The organism is Mesorhizobium sp. 1B3 (assembly GCF_050958605.1).
In the GTDB taxonomy this organism is placed as follows: Bacteria; Pseudomonadota; Alphaproteobacteria; order Rhizobiales; family Rhizobiaceae.
Genome location: NZ_JBJHDO010000022.1, coordinates 1 through 18806 on the forward strand (window position 1 = coordinate 1; position 18806 = coordinate 18806).

The window sequence follows — 18806 nt, forward strand, 5'->3', positions numbered from 1 at the left end:
GCTTGCGGGGAGAAGACCGCTTTCATCCCCACTTTCGCCAATCGTTCGCCTCTGGCGACTGGCGAAAACCCAAGCGGCCGTCGTCTCTCTCCCCGTTCTTCACGGGGAGAGATGTCCGGCAGGACAGTGAGGGGCCATTTCGCGACCTGGCCCAGAGATCGACGCCCTCGGTATCAGGAAGCCGGCTGCAACGCCGCTGCGTGGGTGACTGCGCGGGCGATCAACATGGCCCATTCCCCAGCTGCGGCACCGGAGGTCAGGTCGTTGCGGATCTCGATCTCCACGCAGGGCAGGTTGCGCGCCTCGCCATGCACGGGGATGGCGTAGTCGGTCTCGTCGCCGACGCTGTAGGGTTGGTTCTCGCCGACGTCGTAATGCGTGTTGGATCGCAGATAGTCGAGCACGGCATGCGAGAAATGGCGGTCGCGATTGAACAGGACGCCGATCTCCCACGGCCTCGCTACGCCCTTGAAGACAGGCGTGAAGGTGTGGATCGTGATCAGGAGCGTCTTTCGCCCCGCCCGGCGGCGCGCATCGAGCACCGAGGCGACATGGTCGTGGAACGGCCAAAAGATCTCCTTTTCCCGGCGCTCGCGATCTTCCCGGGTTAACCCGATATTGCCGGGGATGAAGGTCGTCTCGCTCATCTCCGGAATGAAGGTCGCCACGTCGGGGCGGCGGTTGCAGTCGCACACCAGCCGGGAATAGATTTGCATGAAGAGCGGCGCATCGAGCAGCCGCGAAAGCCCCAGAGAGATATCTCGCGCGCCGACGTCCCAGGCGATGTGTCGCAGAAGTTCGGATTCCGGCAGGCCGAGGTCTCCGAGAGCTCGGGGGATCTGCCGGCCGGCATGCTCGCAGACCAGCACGAAGTCGGACTTGCCGTCGGGATTGACAGCTTCGAGCGGTGGCGGCTCGCTCGGCTGAAGCAGTCGGGTCAAGATTTCTTCCATAGGCTTCGTGTGATTGAAATAGCGGCAGACTGGCGCAAACCATGCGGTCCGGCGCGAACCAAATCATACAAATTGCTCAAATTATGGCAAGATGTATCTAATGATTGACGCCGGACTCCCCGGTGGCTAACCTTCGCCAAAAAGGGAACACTCGTAGAGCGAATTTGCGTATTGGCGGAAGCGGCAATCATCGAAGGCCGGGATCTGACCCGGAAATTCGGCGGCCTTGCCGCTGTCTCGCATTGCAGCCTCACCCTCAACAAGGGCGATCTCAACGGCCTGATCGGCCCGAATGGCGCCGGCAAGACGACCGTCTTCAACCTGATGACCGGGGTGCTGGCACCAACCAGCGGCGACATTATCGTCGCGGGCGAGAACCTCACGGGACGTTCGCCCTGGCGCTTCGCCGCCGCCGGCATTGCGCGCACCTTCCAGAACATCCGGTTGTTCAATGATTTGAGCGTGACGGAGAACGTGATGTGCGGCGCCCATCGTCGTCATGGCGAAGGGCTCGTGGCATCCGTCCTGCGTAGCGGTCGCTTCCAGCGGTCCGAACGCGCGATTGCCGAGCGCGCCGAGGCGGCGCTCGAACTGGTCGGCCTGGCGCGTTTTCGCCATCACCGCGCCGGCGATCTCTCCTATGGGGACCAGCGCCGCGTGGAGATCGCGCGGGCGCTCGCCACCGAGCCTGTCGCTCTGATGCTCGACGAACCGGCCGCCGGTCTCAATCCGACGGAAACCGCGAGCCTCATCGACCTCGTCCGCCGGCTCAATGGCGAATTCGGGGTGACCATTCTGCTGGTCGAACACGATATGCGCCTGGTGATGGAGCTCTGCCGGCACATCCAGGTGCTCAATCGCGGCCAGACGATCGCTGTGGGAACAGCGGCCGAGATCCAGTCCCATCCGGCGGTCATCGAGGCTTATCTCGGCGTGCGGCGCAGAGGGCGTGATGCTTGAGCTGAGCAAGATCAGCGTCCGCCGCGGCGCGACCCAGGTGCTGCATGATGTGGATATCAGGGTTGGGGAAGGCGAGATCGTCGCGCTGATCGGAGCCAACGGCGCGGGGAAATCGACCACGCTCCTTACCATTTCGGGACTGCTGCGGCCGGTGACCGGTGTTATTCGCTGGCAGGCCGACGGCCGGGAACGCGCACTCAATCGCTTGTCGCCCGAGGCCATCGTGCGTGCCGGGGTGGTCCAGTGCCCCGAAGGCCGCCAGATCTTCGGCTCGCTCAGCGTAGCGGAAAACCTCGCCATGGGCGCCTATACGCGCACCGACCGGGCGGATGTCGCGAGAGACGTAGAGGAGGTCTACGCTCTCTTTCCCATCCTGGCGGAGCGCGCCCGCGTTGCCGGAGGTGCATTGTCGGGCGGCGAGCAGATGATGCTGGCCATCGGGCGCGCGCTGCTCGCCCGGCCGCGTATTCTCTTGCTCGACGAACCTTCGCTCGGCCTCGCGCCCAAGATGATCGAGCAGATATTCGATGTGATCGAAGATTTGCGCAGACGCGGCACGACCTGCCTGCTGATCGAGCAGAACGCGGCGGCGGCGCTCGATATCGCCGACCGCGCCTATGTGATGGAGAACGGCCGCATCGTGACGAGCGGCAGCGGGCGGGAGCTGGCCGCCGACGATGCGGTGCGTCGGGCATATCTCGGAGGCGCGGCATGAGCCAGTATGTGTTCCAGCAACTCGTCAACGGCCTCTCCCTCGGCAGCCTCTACGCGCTGGTCGCAATCGGTTTCTCGATGATCTACGGCATCGTGCGGTTGATCAATTTCGCCCATGGCGACCTGGTGATGGTCGGTGCCTATGCCGCGCTCGCCATGGTGCTGACCGGCGTGCCCTGGCCCGCCGTCGTGCTCTTGACCTTCCTTATCGGAGCGCTCGCCGGGATGAGCATCCAGACCGCCGTGTTCCGGCAATTGCGGGGAGCACCGCAGGTCACCGGATTCATCGCCACGCTCGCGGTGTCGGTCGTCATCCAGAACACGGCGCTGATGCTTGTCAGCGCCCAGCCCCGCACCTTCAATTTTCCTGCCTTCATGCGCCAACGCGTCAGTTTCGGCGACGTCAGCGCCGCCCTCACCGACGTGGTCATCATCGCCCTTTCCCTGGTTCTCATCCTGGCGCTGGCCTTCGTCGTCTACCGCACGCGCCTGGGCGTGGCGATGCGGGCGACGGCGGAAAACCTTACCGCCGCGCAGCTCATGGGCATATCGATCAACCGAACCATCCTCGCCGCCTTCGCCATCGGCAGCGGGCTGGCGGCGGTGGCCGGGGTCATGTGGGGCGGCAAGTTCGGCCAGATCGACCCGCTGCTCGGCTTCGCGCCGGGGCTGAAGGCTTTCATCGCCTGTGTGATCGGCGGCGTCGGGTCGATCGGGGGTGCTCTCGCCGGAGCCTATCTGCTCGGCATGGCGGAAGTGCTCTTCGTCGGCCTGTTGCCGCCGGAATATGCGCCCTATCGCGATACCTTCGTCTTTCTGCTTCTGATCCTCATCCTTCTTCTCAGACCGTCCGGACTGTTCGCAAGCCATGTCGAAGAGCGCGCCTGACCTTCATCCGGCCGGACCGCCCACGACGGGCGCGCTCGGCGTGCAGGCGCCCTGGCTCGTTCTGGCTGCGTTGCTGGCGGCCGGAGTGTTCGTCCTTCAGAACGCTGTCAGCGACTATGCGCTGACGCTCGCGGCGCTTCTCTGCCTCAACATCGCGCTTGCCGTCTCACTGACGCTCACCAACGGCCTGACTGGACTGTTCTCGCTCGGCCATCCCGCCTTCATGACCATCGGCGCCTATGTCTCGGCGGTGCTGACCTACCCGGTGGCGCGTAAGTCCTTCATGCTCCAGTCGCTGCCGGAACCCTTCGTCTCGATGCAACTGCCTTTCCTTGTCGGCCTTGGGGCCGCCGTCATGGTCGCCGGCGTCGCTGCTTTCCTCATCGGCGTGGTGGTGCTGCGGCTGAAAGGCCATTATCTCGCCGTCGCCACGCTCGGCTTCATCGTCATCGTGCAGGGTCTCGCCACCAATTGGCAGGGGCTGACCCGCGGCGGCTCCGGCCTCAACGGCATCCCGCGCTTCACGAACCTTTGGTGGTGCGCGGGGCTGATGGTCCTGACCTTTCTCATCGTCTGGCGAATCAAATTCTCTTCGCTCGGCCGTGCCATGCTGGCCGTGCGCGAGAACCAGCTCGCCGCCGAATGCACCGGCATCCGCAGCGCGCGGGTGAAGCTCGTCGCCTTCGTGCTCGGCGCCATTATCGCCGCGATCGCCGGGGCGATGATGGCGCATCTGATCACGGTGGTGACGCCGAAGAGTTACGGGATCGGGCTTGCCTTCAACCTCGTCGTCATGGTGGTGATCGGCGGCGCCGGCTCGATCAGCGGCGCCGTCCTTGCGGCGATCGCCATAACCGCCATTTCGGAGGGCATGCGCCCGTTGGAGGAAAGCCTCAACTTCTACGGCCTGAGCCAGGTGGTCGTCGCGCTGGCACTGATCGTCGCGCTGCTCTACCGGCCGGCCGGGCTTTTCGGCAGCGGCGAGCCTGGCTGGCTCAAACGCCTCTTGCGTTAGGAGACAAGATGAAACCGCGTCCCTCCGACATCTATCCCAGCCGCATCGTGCCGATCCGGGCTGAGCGGACCGCGCTGCTTGTCATCGACGCGCAGAACTGGGTCATGGACGAAGCCAGCCGCCAGCCGCGTCCGGAATTCTACGAGGACGCCCGCAACATCGTCATTCCGAACCTGCGGCGCCTCATCGAGCTTTGCCGGGAAAAACACCTCGAAGTCGTCTATACGGTGATGGAGAACCTGACCCGCGACGGGCGAGATCGCAGCCTTGATTACAAGCTGTCGAACTTCTTCATTCCCAAAGGCTCGTGGGATGCGAAGGTGATCGACGAGCTCGCCCCCGGCGAGGACGAGATGATCATCCCCAAGACCTCGTCCAGCCTGCTGAACTCTACGAATTTCGAGTATCTGATGCGCAATATCGGCATCGATACGATCATCGTGTCGGGTTTCCTCACGGACCAGTGCTGCGACCACACGATCCGCGACGGTGCCGACCGCGGCTTCCACATGATCGCTGTGTCCGACGGCTGCGCCACGGATACGCGCGAGCGCCATCGCGCCGCGCTCAACGCCTTCAAGGGCTATTGCCGTACTGAAACGACGGAAAGCCTGGTGGAGGCGATCAGGCGCGACAATCCGCGCTGAAGATCACCCCTAGGCGACGTCGGATGGGGCGTGATCAATAGGCATCCCGGTAGCGCTCGCAACGCTCCTCGTCGCTCAGTTCCGCCGTCAGCTCGATCTCGAAGCGCTTATGGGTGATGAAAGCCTGCTTCAACGTGCTGCCGATGATCGCGTCCAGATCGGAATCGGCCTCGAGGCGGTCCAGCGCCTCCGATAGGGTCAGCGGGAGGCGGCGGATGCCATGGGCGTCGAGGTGCCCCAGGTCGAAATTCTGCGGCGCGCCATCGAACACCTTGGCGCCATCCACTCCGGTGTCGAGGCCCCAAAGCCCTGCGGCGAGGATCGCCCCCAGCGCCAGGTAGGGGCTGGCGCTGGCATCCGCGGCCCGATACTCGAAATGGAACTGCTCGCGGATCTTGCTCGCGTCGAAAACCGGGCAGATGCGGATGCCGGCTTCGCGGTCGCGATAGCCGAGATTGTTGTAGGCGGCACTCCACCGGTTCGGCGTCAGGCGCAGACAGGAGATCGGGCTCGACGCAGTGAAGGCCAAATAAGTGTCCATCTTGGCGAGCATGCCGCCCAGGAAGCACGCCGCCGTTTTCGACAGGCCGTTCGGATGCGAGGGATCGTGATTGACGGGCTCGCCGGTCTTGAGGTCGAACAGGCTGAAATGGATATGGACGCCATTGCCGACGGCCGATGGCCGAAGGATGGGGCTGAAGCTGACGCTGTGACCGAGATGATGGGCGGCGGCGCGCGCAAGCTCGCGCACGGCGACGGCCGTGTCGGCGGCCTTCACGCCTTCATCAGGCCCGACGGTTATCTCATATTGCCGCGGTCCGTATTCGGGCATGAAGGTGTCGAGCTTCACGCCGGCTTCGCGCAACGCGCCGAGATAGGTTTCGGCGAACGCGCCCTGGCGCCGGAACGCATCGAGCGCATAGCTGGCATTGGTTTTTTCTTCGACGCCCGAATAGGCAAACTCATGCTCGAAGGCCGCCTTGACGCCGAGTCCATGCCGTTCGGCCAGCGCCTGGATCGCGCGGCGGAGGAAGCTGCGCGGGCAGACTTCCCAATCGCGGCCGTCGAGGTGGCAGATGTCGCCCATCACGAAATGGGTGGCCGCACCGGTCTCATCCAGTTCGACGCGCACCTCCGTCTCCGGCGCGGGTCGCAGGAAAAGATCGCCGAACGGCCCCCAGGGCGAGGGCGCTATCGCGCCAAGCGCGGTGATCATCGAATTGGTCGGTGTCCAGCCGATCCCCTTCTTCATCCGCTCGGCATGATCGCAGGCCGGGAAGCCTTTGCCGCGCACCTGGCCGGCAAGGTCGCTCGTGCAGATCATGACGATCTCTTCACGTGTCATTCGTTATGGTTCCCTTTTTATGCCTGCGGGTCTTGTGAGTTCGGCCTTCCCGCAAAGCCTCGAGCGTCACCATGCGCTCCTTGCCGCTCGTTCCGCTTTTCTGGACGATGAGGCCGAGCAGGGCCTCGGCCACGGCGCTGCCGACCGAGACCATGTCGAAGGCCGAGACGGAGGTGACGGGAAAGGTGATGACGTGGCGCGCTACCCGCGTCGCCGGCGATAGCCACGGATCGGTGAAGACGACGACCGTTGCCCCCTGCAGCGCGGCCAGTCGGGCGAATTCGACGACATCAGGCTGGTAGCGACGCACGTCGAAGACGACGAGGACGCTGTTGCGGTTGATGTCGAGCAACTGCTGGGTCCATCGCTGGGTCTGGCCGGCGACCGGATGGACTTTGGGCCGGACAGTGACGAGGAGGTCGGCAAAATAGCTCGCGATGTGACCGGAATAGCGACCACCGATGACATGGATGTCGCGGCGTCCATCGGCAAGCAGGGCCGCGACCGCGTCGAAGGCGCCGCGATCGAGCGTCTCGCGCATGCCGGCCATATGGTCGGCAAGCTGGCCGAAATAGCGGTCGATATAATCGCCGCCTGCGGCTCGTCGGGTTTCGATCCGTTTCAGCGGCGATTGCAGGCGTGTTTCGAGATGGTCCTTCAAAGCGCCCTGGAACTGGGCGTAGACGGGGAATCCCAGCCGTTTGACCAAGCGAAGCACTGTCGCCGTGCTCACGCCGCTCTGCTCGGCGAATTCGGCAACCGTGGTCAGGCCCGCCAGCGGGAAATTCGCCAGGAGATGACGGGCGGCGCGCGCTTCGCGATGGCCGAGCGAGGGCAGTTCCTGCTTCAGTCGAGCCAACAGGTCGGCGGCGGCTTCCGGCGTGTTCTCGTCGGCGAAGGTGGTCATTCGGCGCTCCGTTGCGTCTGTATCAAATCAGACAAAGTTGCGAGTTCAAAGCGAAATGTATGTTTCGATTGACACGCGCCCGCGATATCGACAAAGTTTGCGATGGCGGCGCCCGGGCCTGCTTCACGGGTCACGGGCGCCCCGGATGTCCCGGCCTCACGGTCATGGCATCAAGGCCATAACAAGGGGAACCAAGATGAAGAGAATCCTGGCGGCCGCAGCTTTGGCGGCGGCGTTTGCAACCGGCGCCTTGGCGCAGGAAACCATCAAGATCGGTGCGCTCTACAATCTCACTGGCGGCATGTCCTCACTGGACGGACCGTCGCTTTCCGGTGCGCAGCTTGCCGTGAAGCAGATCAACGCGGCCGGCGGCCTGCTCGGCAAGCAGGTCGAGCTGATCGCGCCGGACGGCAAGACCGATCAGCAGGAAACGGCGAAGGCCGCCCAGCGCGTGCTTTCCGAGGGTGTCGTAGCCGGAATCGGCCAGTCCGACACGACCTTCGTCATGGCCGGCGCGCCGCTGTTCCAGGAAAAAGGCATCCCCTTCGTCACTTCGGGCGCGACGCATCCGAAGCTGCCGGAATGGGTCGGCGACTATATGTTCATGACGCCGTTCGGCGACGACGACCAGTCCTATGCAATCGCCGACTACGCCTACGACACGCTCGGCTACCGCAAGGTTGTGGTGTGGACCGATAATTCCATGGACTTCACCAAGGCGCTTTCGACCTTCTTCACCGAGCGCTTCAAGGCCAAGGGCGGCGAGGTGGTCGCCAATGACAGCTTCATGATGGGCGATACGGATTTCTCCGCCCAGATCGCGCGCCTGGCCGCTGTCGATCCCGCCCCGGACGCGGTGTTCATCTCGGCCATTCCCTCGGAGGCCGGCATCAGCGTACGCCAGATCCGCGAAGCCGGGCTGAAGCTGCCGGTTCTCTCCGGCGATGGTTTCGACACGCCGCTGGTCGCTTCGGTGCCGGGACCGGAAATGGCCAACGACATCTATTTCTCCACCCACACCTATCTCGCCGACGACCGGCCGGAAGTGAAGAAGTTCATCGACGACTACACAGCCGAATACGGCCGGGCGCCGGAAAACGCCTTCGCACCGCTCGGCTATGACGCGATGAACCTCGTCGCCGACGCCATCCGTCGCGCCAACTCCGCCGAGCCCGCCAAGATCCGCGATGCCCTGGCGGCCACGCGCGATTTTCCGGCCGTGACGGGCGCGATCAGCTACACCCGCAAGTCGATGGTTCCGCCGAAGCCCGTGTCGATCGTTAGCGTCAAGGGCGGGGAGTTCAAAGTGGAGCATATCTGGCGGCCGGTCACCGAATAGCGGACGTTATCCAGGGTGCCTCAGTCGCCGGCATGGCGGCCCATCAGGGCCGCGCCTTAGAGGCAGGAGCACCCGGCCCTGCCTGGCGAGGTCGAGAACGGCTTTCCAATCCGCCGGCACGGCGGGCAGTCCACGGTTTACCGTGGACTGGGTCCACTCCGTTACATTGGGCAAACCCACCAAGGGTGCAGAACGAAGTGGTCGCATCGTTACCAGCACCATCCCTGCATTCTACAAAGATGGATGAATATTGTTGTCGAGGAGCGAGCGAAGCGAGCCTCGAAGGACGAACCGAACTCTCAGCCCTGTGCCGTCAGTATCTCTTCGGCCACGGCGCGCTCCTCGTCGGTGGGGATGACCAGGACCTCGACTGCGGAGCCGGGCGCGCCGATGGATGTCTCGCCGGCGCGGTTTCGTTCGGGATCGATGGTGACGCCCAGCCAAGCCGCCGCCGCGCCGATCCTCTCACGGACTTCCGGCGCGTTCTCGCCGATGCCGGCAGTGAAGACCAGCGTGTCCAATCCACCTAGTGCCGCAGCAAGCGAGCCGATCTCGCGACCCGCCCGGTAGACGAAGAGATCGACCGCCTCCCTGGCGGCCGGATCATGGCTGGAAAGCAGAGTTCGCATGTCGCCGGAAATGCCGGAAACCCCGAGCAGGCCGGAATGCCGGTAGAGGAGATCGGTGATCTCGGCCGCCGACATCTTCCGCTCCTCCAGCAGATGAAGGATGGCGCCGGGGTCGATGGCGCCGGAACGCGTGCTCATCACCAGCCCGTCGAGCGGGGAAAAGCCCATTGTCGTGGCAACGCTCTTGCCGTCCCTGATCGCGCAGAGGCTGGCGCCGCTGCCGAGATGGGCGACAATGGCGCGGCCGCCCGCCTCGTCCCGGTCACGATCGCGGAGCCGCCCGGCGATATAGCTGAAGGAGAGCCCATGGAAGCCGTAGGAAATGAGGCCGGCCTCGGTCAACTCGCGCGGCAAGCCGTAAAGGGTCGCGATGCGCGGCCGCATCGCGTGGAAAGCCGTGTCGAAGCAACCGTATTGATCGGCGTCGGGAAAGAGGGCGGTCGCTTCCTCGACAATCTCCAGATTGACGGGCTGGTGAAGGGGGGCGAGCGGGACCAGCCGGCGCAGTGCAGCCAAGGTGGACTCGTCCAGCAAGGTAGCGCCGGTGAAGTCGCGCCCGCCATGGACTATGCGGTGGCCGACGGACCGAACACGGGCAAAATAGTCATGCGCCCGGATTTCCTCGACCACTCGTCCGACTGCCGCCCTTACATCGAGAGGACCATCAGCGAGCGTCCGCTCGATTTTTCCGGTCCCAGCGGACCAGACCTTCATGGAGGGTTTGTCGGGCAAGGAGGACACGCCGCCCTTGGCCAACAGGGGAAGCTGGTGACGCCGTTCGAAAACGGCAAATTTCAAGCTGGAAGACCCGGCGTTGAGGACGAGGATTGCGTCGGTCATGGCGCGTGACCAGCAGCGCGTGACCTGTCCCCCTCACCCGGCCTCCACTTTCCTGCACTGTTGCTTGGCGGCCAATCTGTGCGGATGAGCATGGCGCGTACGACAGGTCCCCCTCTCCGTCTCGGCTTCGCCGAGCCACCTCTCCCCCACTGTCGTGAGGGAGAGGAACCGCCGGCCGCATGCTCGACGCCTTTCCTCTTCCCCACGAAGTGGGGGAGAGGTGGCTCGGCGAAGCCGAGACGGAGAGAGGGACCTGCCAAACAATGAGGAAAGACATTTCCAGATGTGTGACTGTCGTAGCCCGGAAAGTGAATCACTCGGCCGGGCTCCATTGCCACTCCCTGACCTCCGGCATGTCCTGGCCGTGGGCGCGGATATAGTCGTGATGCTCGGCCAGCTTCGCCTCCATCAGCGCCTTCAACCTGGCGCCGGGCTCGCCGGCCTGGCCGGGCAGCCGTTCGAGCGCGCCGATGACGAGATGGAACCGGTCGAGCTCGTTGAGCACGGTCATGTCGAACGGCGTTGTGGTCGTGCCTTCCTCCTTGTAGCCGCGTACGTGGATGTTGTGGTGGTTGGTGCGGCGATAGCTCAGCCGGTGGATGGTCCAGGGATAGCCGTGATAGGCGAAGATGACGGGTTTGTCCGCCGTGAACAGCGCGTCGAAATCCTTGTCGGGCAGGCCGTGCGGATGCACGTCTTCCGGCTGCAGCGTCATGAGGTCGACGACGTTGACGACGCGGATCCTCAGTTCCGGCAGATGCTCGCGCAGGATCGTGACGGCGGCGAGCGTTTCCTGCGTCGGCACGTCGCCGGCGCAGGCCATCACCAGGTCGGGATTTTCGGATCCGCGCGGGCAGGCCCAGTCCCAGACGCCGATGCCCGTCTCGCAATGGGCGCGGGCGGCCTCCGCCGACAACCACTGCCATGAGGGCGCCTTGCCCGCCACAATGATGTTGATGCGGTCCCAGGTGCGCAGCACGTGGTCGGTCACGCAAAGCAGCGTGTTGGCGTCCGGTGGCAGGTACACGCGCACGATATCCGCCTTCTTGTTGAGCGCCACGTCGACGAAGCCGGGATCCTGGTGACTGAAGCCGTTGTGGTCCTGCTGCCAGACATGGCTCGTCAGCAGGTAGTTGAGTGACGAAATCGGCTGGCGCCAGGGGATCTCGCGGCTGGCGTCGAGCCATTTCGCATGCTGGTTGAACATGGAATCGACGATGTGGATGAAGGCCTCGTAGCAGGAAAAGAGCCCGTGGCGGCCGGTCAGCAGATAGCCCTCGAGCCAGCCCTGGCAGGTGTGCTCGGAGAGGATCTCAAGCACCCGCCCTTCGCGCCCGAGATGCACGTCCTCCGGCAGGATCTTCTCCATCCAGGCGCGTTCCGTCACCTCGAAGACGTCCTGCAATCGGTTGGAGGCGGTCTCGTCCGGGCCGACGATGCGGAAATTCCGCTGCGCCTGGTTAGCCCGCATCACTTCGCGCAGGAACGAGCCCATCACCCGCGTCGCTTCCGCCTTCACCGCGCCAGGCCGAGGCACGTCGATCGCCTGCTGGGTGAAATCGGGCATTTCGAGCGGCTTGCGCAGCAGGCCGCCATTGGCGTGCGGGTTGGCACTCATGCGGCGCGGGCCGACAGGCGTCGTGTCCCGGATCAGGGCGATCGGGGCTCCCGTTTTGTCGAAGAGTTCTTCGGGCCGATAGCTCTTCAGCCACTTCTCCAGCAGCTTCAGATGTTCGGGGTTCTCGGCGAGGCCGGAGAGCGGCACCTGGTGCGCGCGCCAGAAACCTTCCGTCTTCAGCCCGTCGACCTCCTTCGGGCCTGTCCAGCCTTTGGGGCTGCGAAACACGATCATCGGCCAGCACGGGCGCGCGATGTCGCCGCTGTTGCGGGCGGTTTCCTGGATGTCGCGTATTTGCTGCATCGCCTCGTCGAGCACGGTGGCCATGCGCTCGTGCATGGCGGCGGGATCGTCGCCTTCGACGAAGAGCGGCGTATAGCCGTAGCCGACGAACAGCGCGCGCAGCTCGTTTTCGGGAATGCGTGCCAAGAGCGTCGGGTTGGCGATCTTGTAGCCGTTGAGATGGAGGATCGGCAGCACCGCGCCGTCGCGTTCCGGGTTCAGGAACTTGGTCGAATTCCAAGCCGTGGCGAGCGGGCCGGTCTCGGCTTCGCCGTCGCCGACGACGCAGGCGACGACCAGACCGGGATTGTCGAAGGCCGCGCCGAAAGCGTGGGAGAGGGCATAACCCAGCTCGCCGCCCTCATGAATGGATCCCGGCACCTCGGGCGCCACATGGCTCGGTATGCCGCCCGGGAAAGAGAATTGCCGGAACAGCTTACGCATGCCGGCCTCGTCCAGCGACACCTCGGGATTAAGCTCGCTGTAGGTGCCTTCGAGCCAGGTGTTGGCCACCATGGCCGGCCCGCCATGGCCGGGTCCGCAGACATAGATGACGTTGGCGCCCTGCTTGCGGATCACGCGGTTGAGATGGGCATAGATGAAGTTGAGGCCGGGCGAGGTGCCCCAATGGCCCAGCAGCCTGGGCTTTACGTGCTCCAGCCGCAACGGCTCGCGCAGCAGCGCATTCTCGAGTAGATAGATCTGGCCGACGGTGAGGTAGTTCGCTGCCCGCCAATAGGCATCGATGTTCTTCAGTTCCGCCGGAGACAGCGTCGCCTGGGATGATGACGATGGGTGTGGGGTCATGGGCTTTCCTCAACGTTCAGAGGCCGTTCCCGACTCGCTCGGAGCCAAAGCGTCGGCCGTCTCGTCGGCCGCGACCGGGTCAGGATCGCATAGCGTGGCCGCTACGTCGACAGGCCAGCGTTCCGCATGGGATCAAACGCGCGGGTCAAACGATCGCTCCCTCGTGGCCAGAGGGACAGGCGGCCAAAGGCCCGGTGCAGTGTAGCCGGCATATTCCGGCGCCGGTCTTGCGCTGGATCAAATCGGTGCGATCCGCGATGTGGGATTGTTAGAGATGCGGGGTATCGGGCGTCTTCTCCCTGTTTCTTCACAGGCGAAGGCGGGGAGAAGATGCGCGCCCTATCGCTTTGTTCTGGCGGTATCCGTTCGACGCCAGCGATTCCGTTTTGACAGCAAAAAGCTCCTAGGCGGAATGCACGTGGCGCTTGCCGGCATGGCCGAGCCGGCTCGACAGATCGGCGCCCGCGTCGAGCAGGCTGCGCAGGTAACGCGCATGGTTCCTGAGCCCATCCTCCTTCGGCGCGACGAGGCAGAGCGTCGCGATGCAAACCTGGTCCGCTTGGTAGACCGGGGCGGCGAAGCAATGCGTGAAGGTCTCGACGATACTGTTGAAGGTGAAGTAGCCGTCCTCCTTGGCCTTTCGGACTTCGGCGATGAAGACGGCCGGATCGAGCCAGTGCCCATTCGGCAGGCGGAAATCCTCGGGGGGGATGAAGTCGAGGATCTCGGCGTCGCTCATATGGCCGACGAGTAGCCGGCCAGATGCCGTCCATGGGATCGGGACGGGATCACCGACATTGGAGGAGATGCGGAAAGGACGGATGCCTTCCTTCATCTGCGCGACCGTGTATTTGTTGCCTTCGAGCAGGCACATCTGCGAGGTTTCGCGCGTCTCCTCGGCGATCTTGGCGAGCAGCTTGTCGCATTCGCGCATCAGGTCGAACTGTTCGGCATAGGCCGTGCCGAGAAAGTAGAGTTTGCGACCGAGGAAGACCCGGCCGTCGTCGCCTCGATATTCGAGCACGCCCTGGCGCATCATCAGGTTGACCAACTCGTAGACCGAGGAGCGCGGCGCGCCGATCGCCTGGGCGATCTCGTTCGGCCGCACCGGCTGACGCTTGATCCGCAGGAAGTCGAGGATTTCGAAGGCTCGGTCGAGCCCCCGCGCCCGCCTGTTGATCATCTCCGCCGAAACATCGTCCATTCGCCGCTCCTCCGGGCCCGCGTCTTTGCTGCGCGCCGCTTATCGCCCGGCCTTATACGCCACGCAATCGATCTCGACCTTGCAATCGACCATCATGCTCGACTGGACGCAAGCACGGGCCGGCGGGTTGGCGCCGAAATATTCCGCATAGACCCCGTTGAAGCTCCAGAAATCCCGGGGATCGTCCAGCCAGACGCCGACGCGCACCACGTCCTCCAGGCCGTAACCGGCCTCATGCAGAATGGCGACGAGATTTTCGATCGCCTTGCGGGTCTGGGGAATGATGCCGCCATCGACGATCTCGCCGTTTTCCATGGCGACCTGGCCCGACACATAGAGCCAGCCATCCGCCTCGACGGCCCGCGCAAAGGGCAAGCCCTGTTTTCCCGCGCCCGTCTCTCCGGTGCCGTAACGCTTGATGGTCATTTCGTTCTCCAAAATCTCTTTAGTTGAAGGTTGAAGTCTTGAGGAATTCGGCAAGCCGCTCCGTGCGCGGCTTGTGGAACATCTCGCGCGGATTGCCCTCCTCGCCGATGCGGCCCTGGTTCATGAAGATGACCCGGGAAGAAACCTCATAGGCGAAACGCATCTCATGGGTGACGAGCAGCATGCTCATGCCGTCCCCGGCGAGATCCTTGATGACCTGGAGCACCTCGTTGACCAATTCGGGATCAAGCGCCGAGGTCACCTCGTCGAAGAGCATCAGCTTGGGGTTCATGGCGATGGCGCGGGCGATCGCGACACGCTGCTGCTGGCCGCCGGAGAGCTGGCCGGGATAACGGTCGGCGCGCTCGCGAAGGCCCACCCGGTCGAGCCATCTCTCGGCAATGGCGCGAGCCTCCTCCCGGCTCATCTTCTTGACCTTGACCAAGCCCAGCATGACGTTCTTCGCGGCGGTCATATGAGGGAAGAGATTGAACTGCTGAAAGGCCATGCCGGTCATGGCGCGCTGCCGGGCGATTTCGGATTCCTTCTTGCGGCGCCGCGCGCCGCCTATAGTTTCGTAGCCGATCTCCTCGCCGTCGATGCGGATCGAGCCGTCCTGGAACTCCTCAAGCATGTTGATGCAGCGCAGCAGGGTGGTCTTGCCCGAGCCGCTGGAGCCGATGATGCTGATCACCTCGCCCTGGCGCATGGTGCAGTCGACGCCCTTGAGGACTTCGACGGGGCCATATTGCTTGTGCAGGTTTCGGATTTCGAGAAGATTGCCGGCCATTGGTTCGGACTCACGAGGGGATGGACGTCTTGCGCTCGACGTATCGGCCGAAGCGCTCGATGCCATAATTGACGACGAAATAGAGCAGCCCCGCGAAGAAGTAGAATTCGAGGCTGAGGAAGGTGCGGGAGATGAGCTCCTGGGTGCGCAGTAGCAGTTCTGCGACGCCGATGATGGAAAGAAGCGTCGAGGCCTTGACCATTTCGGCCGCCGTGTTGACCCAGGCCGGCAACGCCTGGCGAAGCGCCTGCGGCCCCAGCACATAGGCGAAGGTCTGGGGGAAGGTGAGGCCTATGGCCTTGGCGGCCTCGGTCTGGCCCTGGGGAATGGCCTGGAGCGTGCCGCGCACGATTTCGCCGACATGCGAGCTGCAGAAGACGGCGAGCGCCAGCACGCCGGCCTGGAAGGGCCCGAGATCGAGGCCCACCGTGCTGAGCACGTAATAGCTCGCGAGCACCAGCACGAGGACCGGCGTGCCGCGGATGAAATCGGTATAGCCGCGCACCAGCCAGCGCAGCGGCTTCGCACCGTAGGTCAGCGCGAGCCCCACGCCGACGCCCAGCACCGTGCCGACGCAGATGGCAAGGAGGGAGATCGAGACCGTCACGCCGATGCCCTTGAGGATCGGAATGCGCGCCAGCCACACCTGGTCGAGAAAGCCCAAGATGTCCATGGCATTCACCGCGGAATGGAGATGCGCCGCTCGACCATGCGCATCAGCGCGGCGAGCAGCGAGCAGGTGGCGACGTAGAGGCAGCTCGCGACGATCCAGGTCTCGACGACGCGGAAGGTCTCGACGTTGATCTTGCGCGCCTCGTAGGTGAGTTCCGGCACTGCGATCGCGGCGGCGAGCGACGTATCCTTGAACAGCGAGATCAGCGTGCTGGAAAGCGGGGGCAGCACGTTGCGGATCATCAGCGGCATCACGATGGATGTGCGGATCTGCATCGGCTTCAGGCCGATCGCGAGACCGGCTTCATGCAGGCCGCGCGGCACCGAGAGAAGCCCGCCGCGAAATACTTCGGCGAGATAGGCGCCGGAATACACGGCGAGGGTCGTGACGAAACTTTCGATCTTTCCGAGCCTGAGGCCCAACTGAGGCAGGGCAAAGAAGGTGAAAAGCACCAGCACCAGGATGGGCGTGTTGCGGATGATCGTGACATAGATGCCGGCGATGCGACGCACCACACCCGACTTTGATGTCAGGCCGAAGGCGGTGACGAGGCCGATCACGCAGCCGATGAGGATCGCGATGAAGGCCAGCCCGAGGCTGAGCGCCAGTCCCTGGAGCAACTGGTCGAAATTGCGCCAGACCGCCGAGAAATTGAGAGTGTAGCCCATGCCGGAATCCCGCGTGGCGACGCTGCCGGTTCGCGACAGCGTCGCCCGAACTGCTTACTTGTACTCGACCGGGAAGCCGATCTGCGGCGGAGCGAGCTCCTTGCCGAACCAGGTCTTGAAAGAGTTGGCGTAGAAGTCGAATTCGACACCGGTCATCGCCTCGTGAAGGGCGGTGTTGACGAAATTCAGCCAGTCCTGATCCCCACGCTTGACGCCGCAGGCATAGGTCTGCGGATTCCAGCCATAGCCGGCGTCCTTGTAGCGGTCGGGGTTCTGCTTCATGTACCAGGCAAGCGACGACTGGTCGGTGGCGACCGCATCGGCGCGGCCGGATTCCAGGGCCTGGTAGATCAGGTCCACCGATTCGTACTGGTCGACCTGGGCTTCCGGCAGGGCGGCATGCACCATCGTTTCGGCATAGACGTTCTGCAGCACCGAGATGGTGACGCCGGAACCTGCCTCCTTGAGCGCCGCGTAATCGGCATAGTTGCTATCGGCCTTGAGCATCAGCCCCACACCTTCGCGGTAATAAGGAATGGTGAAGGCGATCTGCTGGGCGCGTTCTCCGGTCACCGTCATGAACTGGCACGTCATGTCGACCTTGTTGGTCGTGATGTTCGGGATACGGGCATCCGACGACTGGTTGACGAACTCGATCTTGTCGGGATCGCCGAACAACGCCTTGGCGACGATACGGCCCATGTCGATGTCGAAGCCCTGGAGCTTGTCGTCGGCGCTCTTGAAATGCCACGGCGCGTTGGTGCTGCCGGTCCCCATGATGAGATGGCCGCGAGCGAGCACCTCATCCAACTTGCTTTGCGCATCCTGCGCGCTTGCCGGCGCGGCGCCGAGCAGCGCGAGCGCGGCGACCATGGTGCTGATCCTCATCGGCGTAATCCTTCCTGTAAGGGATCCCCTCAATGTCCGCTATATTAGACACAAGTCTTGAATAGCGGATTGACGTATCAAACGGCTCGCGCCATAGATTGTCAAGGGCGTTCGCCGATGCCCAAGGGAATGGGAGACACCGGAACATGCTGCCTGAGATCCAAACACCCGCCGTGCTCGTCGATATCGGCGTGGCGGAAAGCAACATTCGTCGTTTCCAGGACTATGCCGACAGCCACGGATTGAAGGTCCGGCCCCATATCAAGACCCACAAGCTGCCGGCACTGGCCGAGATGCAGCTCGACGCGGGCGCCGTCGGCATCACCTGCCAGAAGGTCTCCGAAGCCGAGGCAATGGTGGCCGGCAGCGGGCGGCTTCGGGATGTGCTCATCACCTACAACATATTGGGCGAGGACAAGATCGATGCGTTGCGTGCCCTGGCGCAGCGGACGAAGCTCTCCGTAGTGGCCGACAACGCCGTGATCGTCGACGGCCTGTCCGCGGGCTTTACGACGGCGGACGAGCCGCTCACCGTGCTGGTCGAGTGCAACACCGGTGCCGACCGCTGTGGCGTGGAGACACCAGCGGCGGCGGCCGAACTCGCGGCCCGCATTGCCGCGTCGTCGGGACTGCTCTTCGGCGGGCTGATGACCTACCCGCCGGTCGGCGGCGCCGAGCGCGCCCAGGCCTTCCTCGGCGAGGCAAAAGCCCTCATCGAAGCGAAGGGCATCGCCGTTCCCGTTATTTCCTCGGGTGGTTCACCCGACATGATGAAGGCACACCAGGTTCCCGTCGTCACGGAGCACCGGCCCGGCACCTACATCTACAACGATCGGTCGCTGGTGGCGCGCGGCGTGTGCGGCTGGGAGGATTGCGCGCTCACCGTGCTGGCGACGGTGGTTTCCGTGCCGGCCCCCAATCGCGCGATCATCGATGCCGGCAGCAAGGTGCTGACGTCGGACCTGCTCGGCCTCACCGGCCATGGCCACGTGCTCGGCCGGCCCGATATTACGATCGATCAATTGTCGGAGGAACATGGGCGGCTGGTCGGCGACGGCGATATCGGCCTGACCGTGGGCCAGCGCCTGCGCATAGTTCCCAATCACGCATGCGTGGTGACCAATATGGTGGATGCGGTGCAGATCGTGCGCGACGGCAGCTTCGTCGCGACCTGGCCGGTCGCCGCGCGAGGGAAGGTGATCTGACGGGATCA

The 18806-nt window shown here is 64.0% G+C and carries 18 protein-coding genes; 7 read left to right on the plus strand and 11 right to left on the minus strand.

Annotated features, from left to right (window positions below; all coding sequences use genetic code 11):
* Positions 1 to 173 precede the first annotated feature (173 nt).
* The gene (locus tag ACCO56_RS31910; protein WP_433645000.1) at positions 174 to 941 is read right to left on the minus strand and encodes an N-formylglutamate amidohydrolase; all 768 of its coding nucleotides are present in this window, start codon (positions 939 to 941) and stop codon (positions 174 to 176) included.
* A 183-nt stretch (positions 942 to 1124) separates the two neighbouring features.
* Between ACCO56_RS31910 and ACCO56_RS31915 the strand changes: the two genes are divergently transcribed.
* The 5 genes from ACCO56_RS31915 to ACCO56_RS31935 are packed head-to-tail and all read left to right on the plus strand — an operon-like array spanning position 1125 to position 5177.
* The gene (locus ACCO56_RS31915; protein ID WP_433645001.1) at positions 1125 to 1913 is read left to right on the plus strand and encodes an ABC transporter ATP-binding protein; all 789 of its coding nucleotides are present in this window, start codon (positions 1125 to 1127) and stop codon (positions 1911 to 1913) included.
* On the plus strand, positions 1906 to 2628 hold the full coding sequence (locus ACCO56_RS31920; RefSeq protein WP_433645002.1) for an ABC transporter ATP-binding protein: 723 nt from the start codon (positions 1906 to 1908) through the stop codon (positions 2626 to 2628). Before ACCO56_RS31915 ends, ACCO56_RS31920 begins: the two co-directional genes overlap by 8 nt.
* Positions 2625 to 3515, plus strand: coding sequence for a branched-chain amino acid ABC transporter permease (locus tag ACCO56_RS31925; protein ID WP_433645003.1), 891 nt, complete (start codon positions 2625 to 2627; stop codon positions 3513 to 3515). The genes ACCO56_RS31920 and ACCO56_RS31925 overlap by 4 nt, the downstream gene beginning before the upstream one ends.
* Positions 3496 to 4530 carry a branched-chain amino acid ABC transporter permease gene (locus ACCO56_RS31930; protein ID WP_433645004.1) on the plus strand — a complete coding sequence of 345 codons (1035 nt, stop codon included), beginning with the start codon at positions 3496 to 3498 and terminating at the stop codon, positions 4528 to 4530. Before ACCO56_RS31925 ends, ACCO56_RS31930 begins: the two co-directional genes overlap by 20 nt.
* A gap of 8 nt (positions 4531 to 4538) precedes the next feature.
* Positions 4539 to 5177, plus strand: a complete 639-nt coding sequence (locus ACCO56_RS31935) for a cysteine hydrolase family protein (RefSeq protein ID WP_433645005.1) — start codon at positions 4539 to 4541, stop codon at positions 5175 to 5177.
* A 34-nt stretch (positions 5178 to 5211) separates the two neighbouring features.
* On the opposite strand, the gene ACCO56_RS31940 is transcribed toward ACCO56_RS31935, so the two are convergent.
* A complete protein-coding gene (locus ACCO56_RS31940) occupies positions 5212 to 6522 on the minus strand; it encodes a glutamine synthetase (RefSeq protein WP_433645006.1) in 1311 nt (436 codons plus the stop codon).
* Complete coding sequence (locus tag ACCO56_RS31945) at positions 6512 to 7429, minus strand: MurR/RpiR family transcriptional regulator (RefSeq protein ID WP_433645007.1); 918 nt, start codon at positions 7427 to 7429, stop codon at positions 6512 to 6514. The genes ACCO56_RS31940 and ACCO56_RS31945 overlap by 11 nt, the downstream gene beginning before the upstream one ends.
* 196 nt (positions 7430 to 7625) lie before the next feature.
* On the opposite strand from ACCO56_RS31945, the gene ACCO56_RS31950 reads away from it, so the two are divergent.
* A complete protein-coding gene (locus tag ACCO56_RS31950; protein WP_433645008.1) occupies positions 7626 to 8768 on the plus strand; it encodes an ABC transporter substrate-binding protein in 1143 nt (380 codons plus the stop codon).
* Positions 8769 to 9067: 299 nt separating this feature from the next.
* Here ACCO56_RS31950 and ACCO56_RS31955 read toward each other — a convergent pair whose 3' ends face one another.
* The 8 genes from ACCO56_RS31955 to ACCO56_RS31990 form a co-directional block, all read right to left on the minus strand.
* The gene (locus ACCO56_RS31955) at positions 9068 to 10237 is read right to left on the minus strand and encodes an acetate/propionate family kinase (protein ID WP_433645009.1); all 1170 of its coding nucleotides are present in this window, start codon (positions 10235 to 10237) and stop codon (positions 9068 to 9070) included.
* A 313-nt stretch (positions 10238 to 10550) separates the two neighbouring features.
* Entirely contained in the window at positions 10551 to 12944 is a 2394-nt protein-coding gene (locus ACCO56_RS31960) for a phosphoketolase family protein (protein ID WP_433645010.1), read from the minus strand.
* 403 nt (positions 12945 to 13347) lie between these two features.
* The gene (locus ACCO56_RS31965; RefSeq protein WP_433645011.1) at positions 13348 to 14148 is read right to left on the minus strand and encodes an IclR family transcriptional regulator; all 801 of its coding nucleotides are present in this window, start codon (positions 14146 to 14148) and stop codon (positions 13348 to 13350) included.
* 39 nt (positions 14149 to 14187) lie between these two features.
* Positions 14188 to 14574: a RidA family protein gene (locus ACCO56_RS31970; protein ID WP_433645012.1), complete on the minus strand. Its 387-nt coding sequence runs from the start codon at positions 14572 to 14574 to the stop codon at positions 14188 to 14190.
* A gap of 19 nt (positions 14575 to 14593) precedes the next feature.
* Positions 14594 to 15364 (minus strand): amino acid ABC transporter ATP-binding protein, encoded by a 771-nt coding sequence (locus ACCO56_RS31975; protein ID WP_433645013.1) that lies wholly within the window; start codon positions 15362 to 15364, stop codon positions 14594 to 14596.
* Between the two features lie 10 nt (positions 15365 to 15374).
* A complete protein-coding gene (locus ACCO56_RS31980) occupies positions 15375 to 16037 on the minus strand; it encodes an amino acid ABC transporter permease (protein ID WP_433645014.1) in 663 nt (220 codons plus the stop codon).
* A 5-nt stretch (positions 16038 to 16042) separates the two neighbouring features.
* Complete coding sequence (locus tag ACCO56_RS31985; protein ID WP_433645015.1) at positions 16043 to 16705, minus strand: amino acid ABC transporter permease; 663 nt, start codon at positions 16703 to 16705, stop codon at positions 16043 to 16045.
* 54 nt (positions 16706 to 16759) lie between these two features.
* Complete coding sequence (locus tag ACCO56_RS31990) at positions 16760 to 17593, minus strand: transporter substrate-binding domain-containing protein (protein WP_433645016.1); 834 nt, start codon at positions 17591 to 17593, stop codon at positions 16760 to 16762.
* 146 nt (positions 17594 to 17739) lie between these two features.
* On the opposite strand from ACCO56_RS31990, the gene ACCO56_RS31995 reads away from it, so the two are divergent.
* Positions 17740 to 18798, plus strand: coding sequence for a D-TA family PLP-dependent enzyme (locus tag ACCO56_RS31995; protein ID WP_433645017.1), 1059 nt, complete (start codon positions 17740 to 17742; stop codon positions 18796 to 18798).
* Positions 18799 to 18806: the final 8 nt, after the last annotated feature.

Excerpts from the sequence above, each read along its gene's own strand:
- ACCO56_RS31920 (WP_433645002.1), top strand. The coding sequence starts at position 1,906 with ATGCTTGAGCTGAGCAAGATCAGCGTCCGCCGCGGCGCGACCCAGGTG.
- ACCO56_RS31925 (WP_433645003.1), top strand. The coding sequence starts at position 2,625 with ATGAGCCAGTATGTGTTCCAGCAACTCGTCAACGGCCTCTCCCTCGGC.
- ACCO56_RS31930 (WP_433645004.1), top strand. The coding sequence starts at position 3,496 with ATGTCGAAGAGCGCGCCTGACCTTCATCCGGCCGGACCGCCCACGACG.
- ACCO56_RS31935 (WP_433645005.1), top strand. The coding sequence starts at position 4,539 with ATGAAACCGCGTCCCTCCGACATCTATCCCAGCCGCATCGTGCCGATC.
- ACCO56_RS31940 (WP_433645006.1), bottom strand. The coding sequence starts at position 6,522 with ATGACACGTGAAGAGATCGTCATGATCTGCACGAGCGACCTTGCCGGC.
- ACCO56_RS31945 (WP_433645007.1), bottom strand. The coding sequence starts at position 7,429 with ATGACCACCTTCGCCGACGAGAACACGCCGGAAGCCGCCGCCGACCTG.
- ACCO56_RS31950 (WP_433645008.1), top strand. The coding sequence starts at position 7,626 with ATGAAGAGAATCCTGGCGGCCGCAGCTTTGGCGGCGGCGTTTGCAACC.
- ACCO56_RS31955 (WP_433645009.1), bottom strand. The coding sequence starts at position 10,237 with ATGACCGACGCAATCCTCGTCCTCAACGCCGGGTCTTCCAGCTTGAAA.
- ACCO56_RS31960 (WP_433645010.1), bottom strand. The coding sequence starts at position 12,944 with ATGACCCCACACCCATCGTCATCATCCCAGGCGACGCTGTCTCCGGCG.
- ACCO56_RS31965 (WP_433645011.1), bottom strand. The coding sequence starts at position 14,148 with ATGGACGATGTTTCGGCGGAGATGATCAACAGGCGGGCGCGGGGGCTC.
- ACCO56_RS31970 (WP_433645012.1), bottom strand. The coding sequence starts at position 14,574 with ATGACCATCAAGCGTTACGGCACCGGAGAGACGGGCGCGGGAAAACAG.
- ACCO56_RS31975 (WP_433645013.1), bottom strand. The coding sequence starts at position 15,364 with ATGGCCGGCAATCTTCTCGAAATCCGAAACCTGCACAAGCAATATGGC.
- ACCO56_RS31980 (WP_433645014.1), bottom strand. The coding sequence starts at position 16,037 with ATGGACATCTTGGGCTTTCTCGACCAGGTGTGGCTGGCGCGCATTCCG.
- ACCO56_RS31985 (WP_433645015.1), bottom strand. The coding sequence starts at position 16,705 with ATGGGCTACACTCTCAATTTCTCGGCGGTCTGGCGCAATTTCGACCAG.
- ACCO56_RS31990 (WP_433645016.1), bottom strand. The coding sequence starts at position 17,593 with ATGAGGATCAGCACCATGGTCGCCGCGCTCGCGCTGCTCGGCGCCGCG.
- ACCO56_RS31995 (WP_433645017.1), top strand. The coding sequence starts at position 17,740 with ATGCTGCCTGAGATCCAAACACCCGCCGTGCTCGTCGATATCGGCGTG.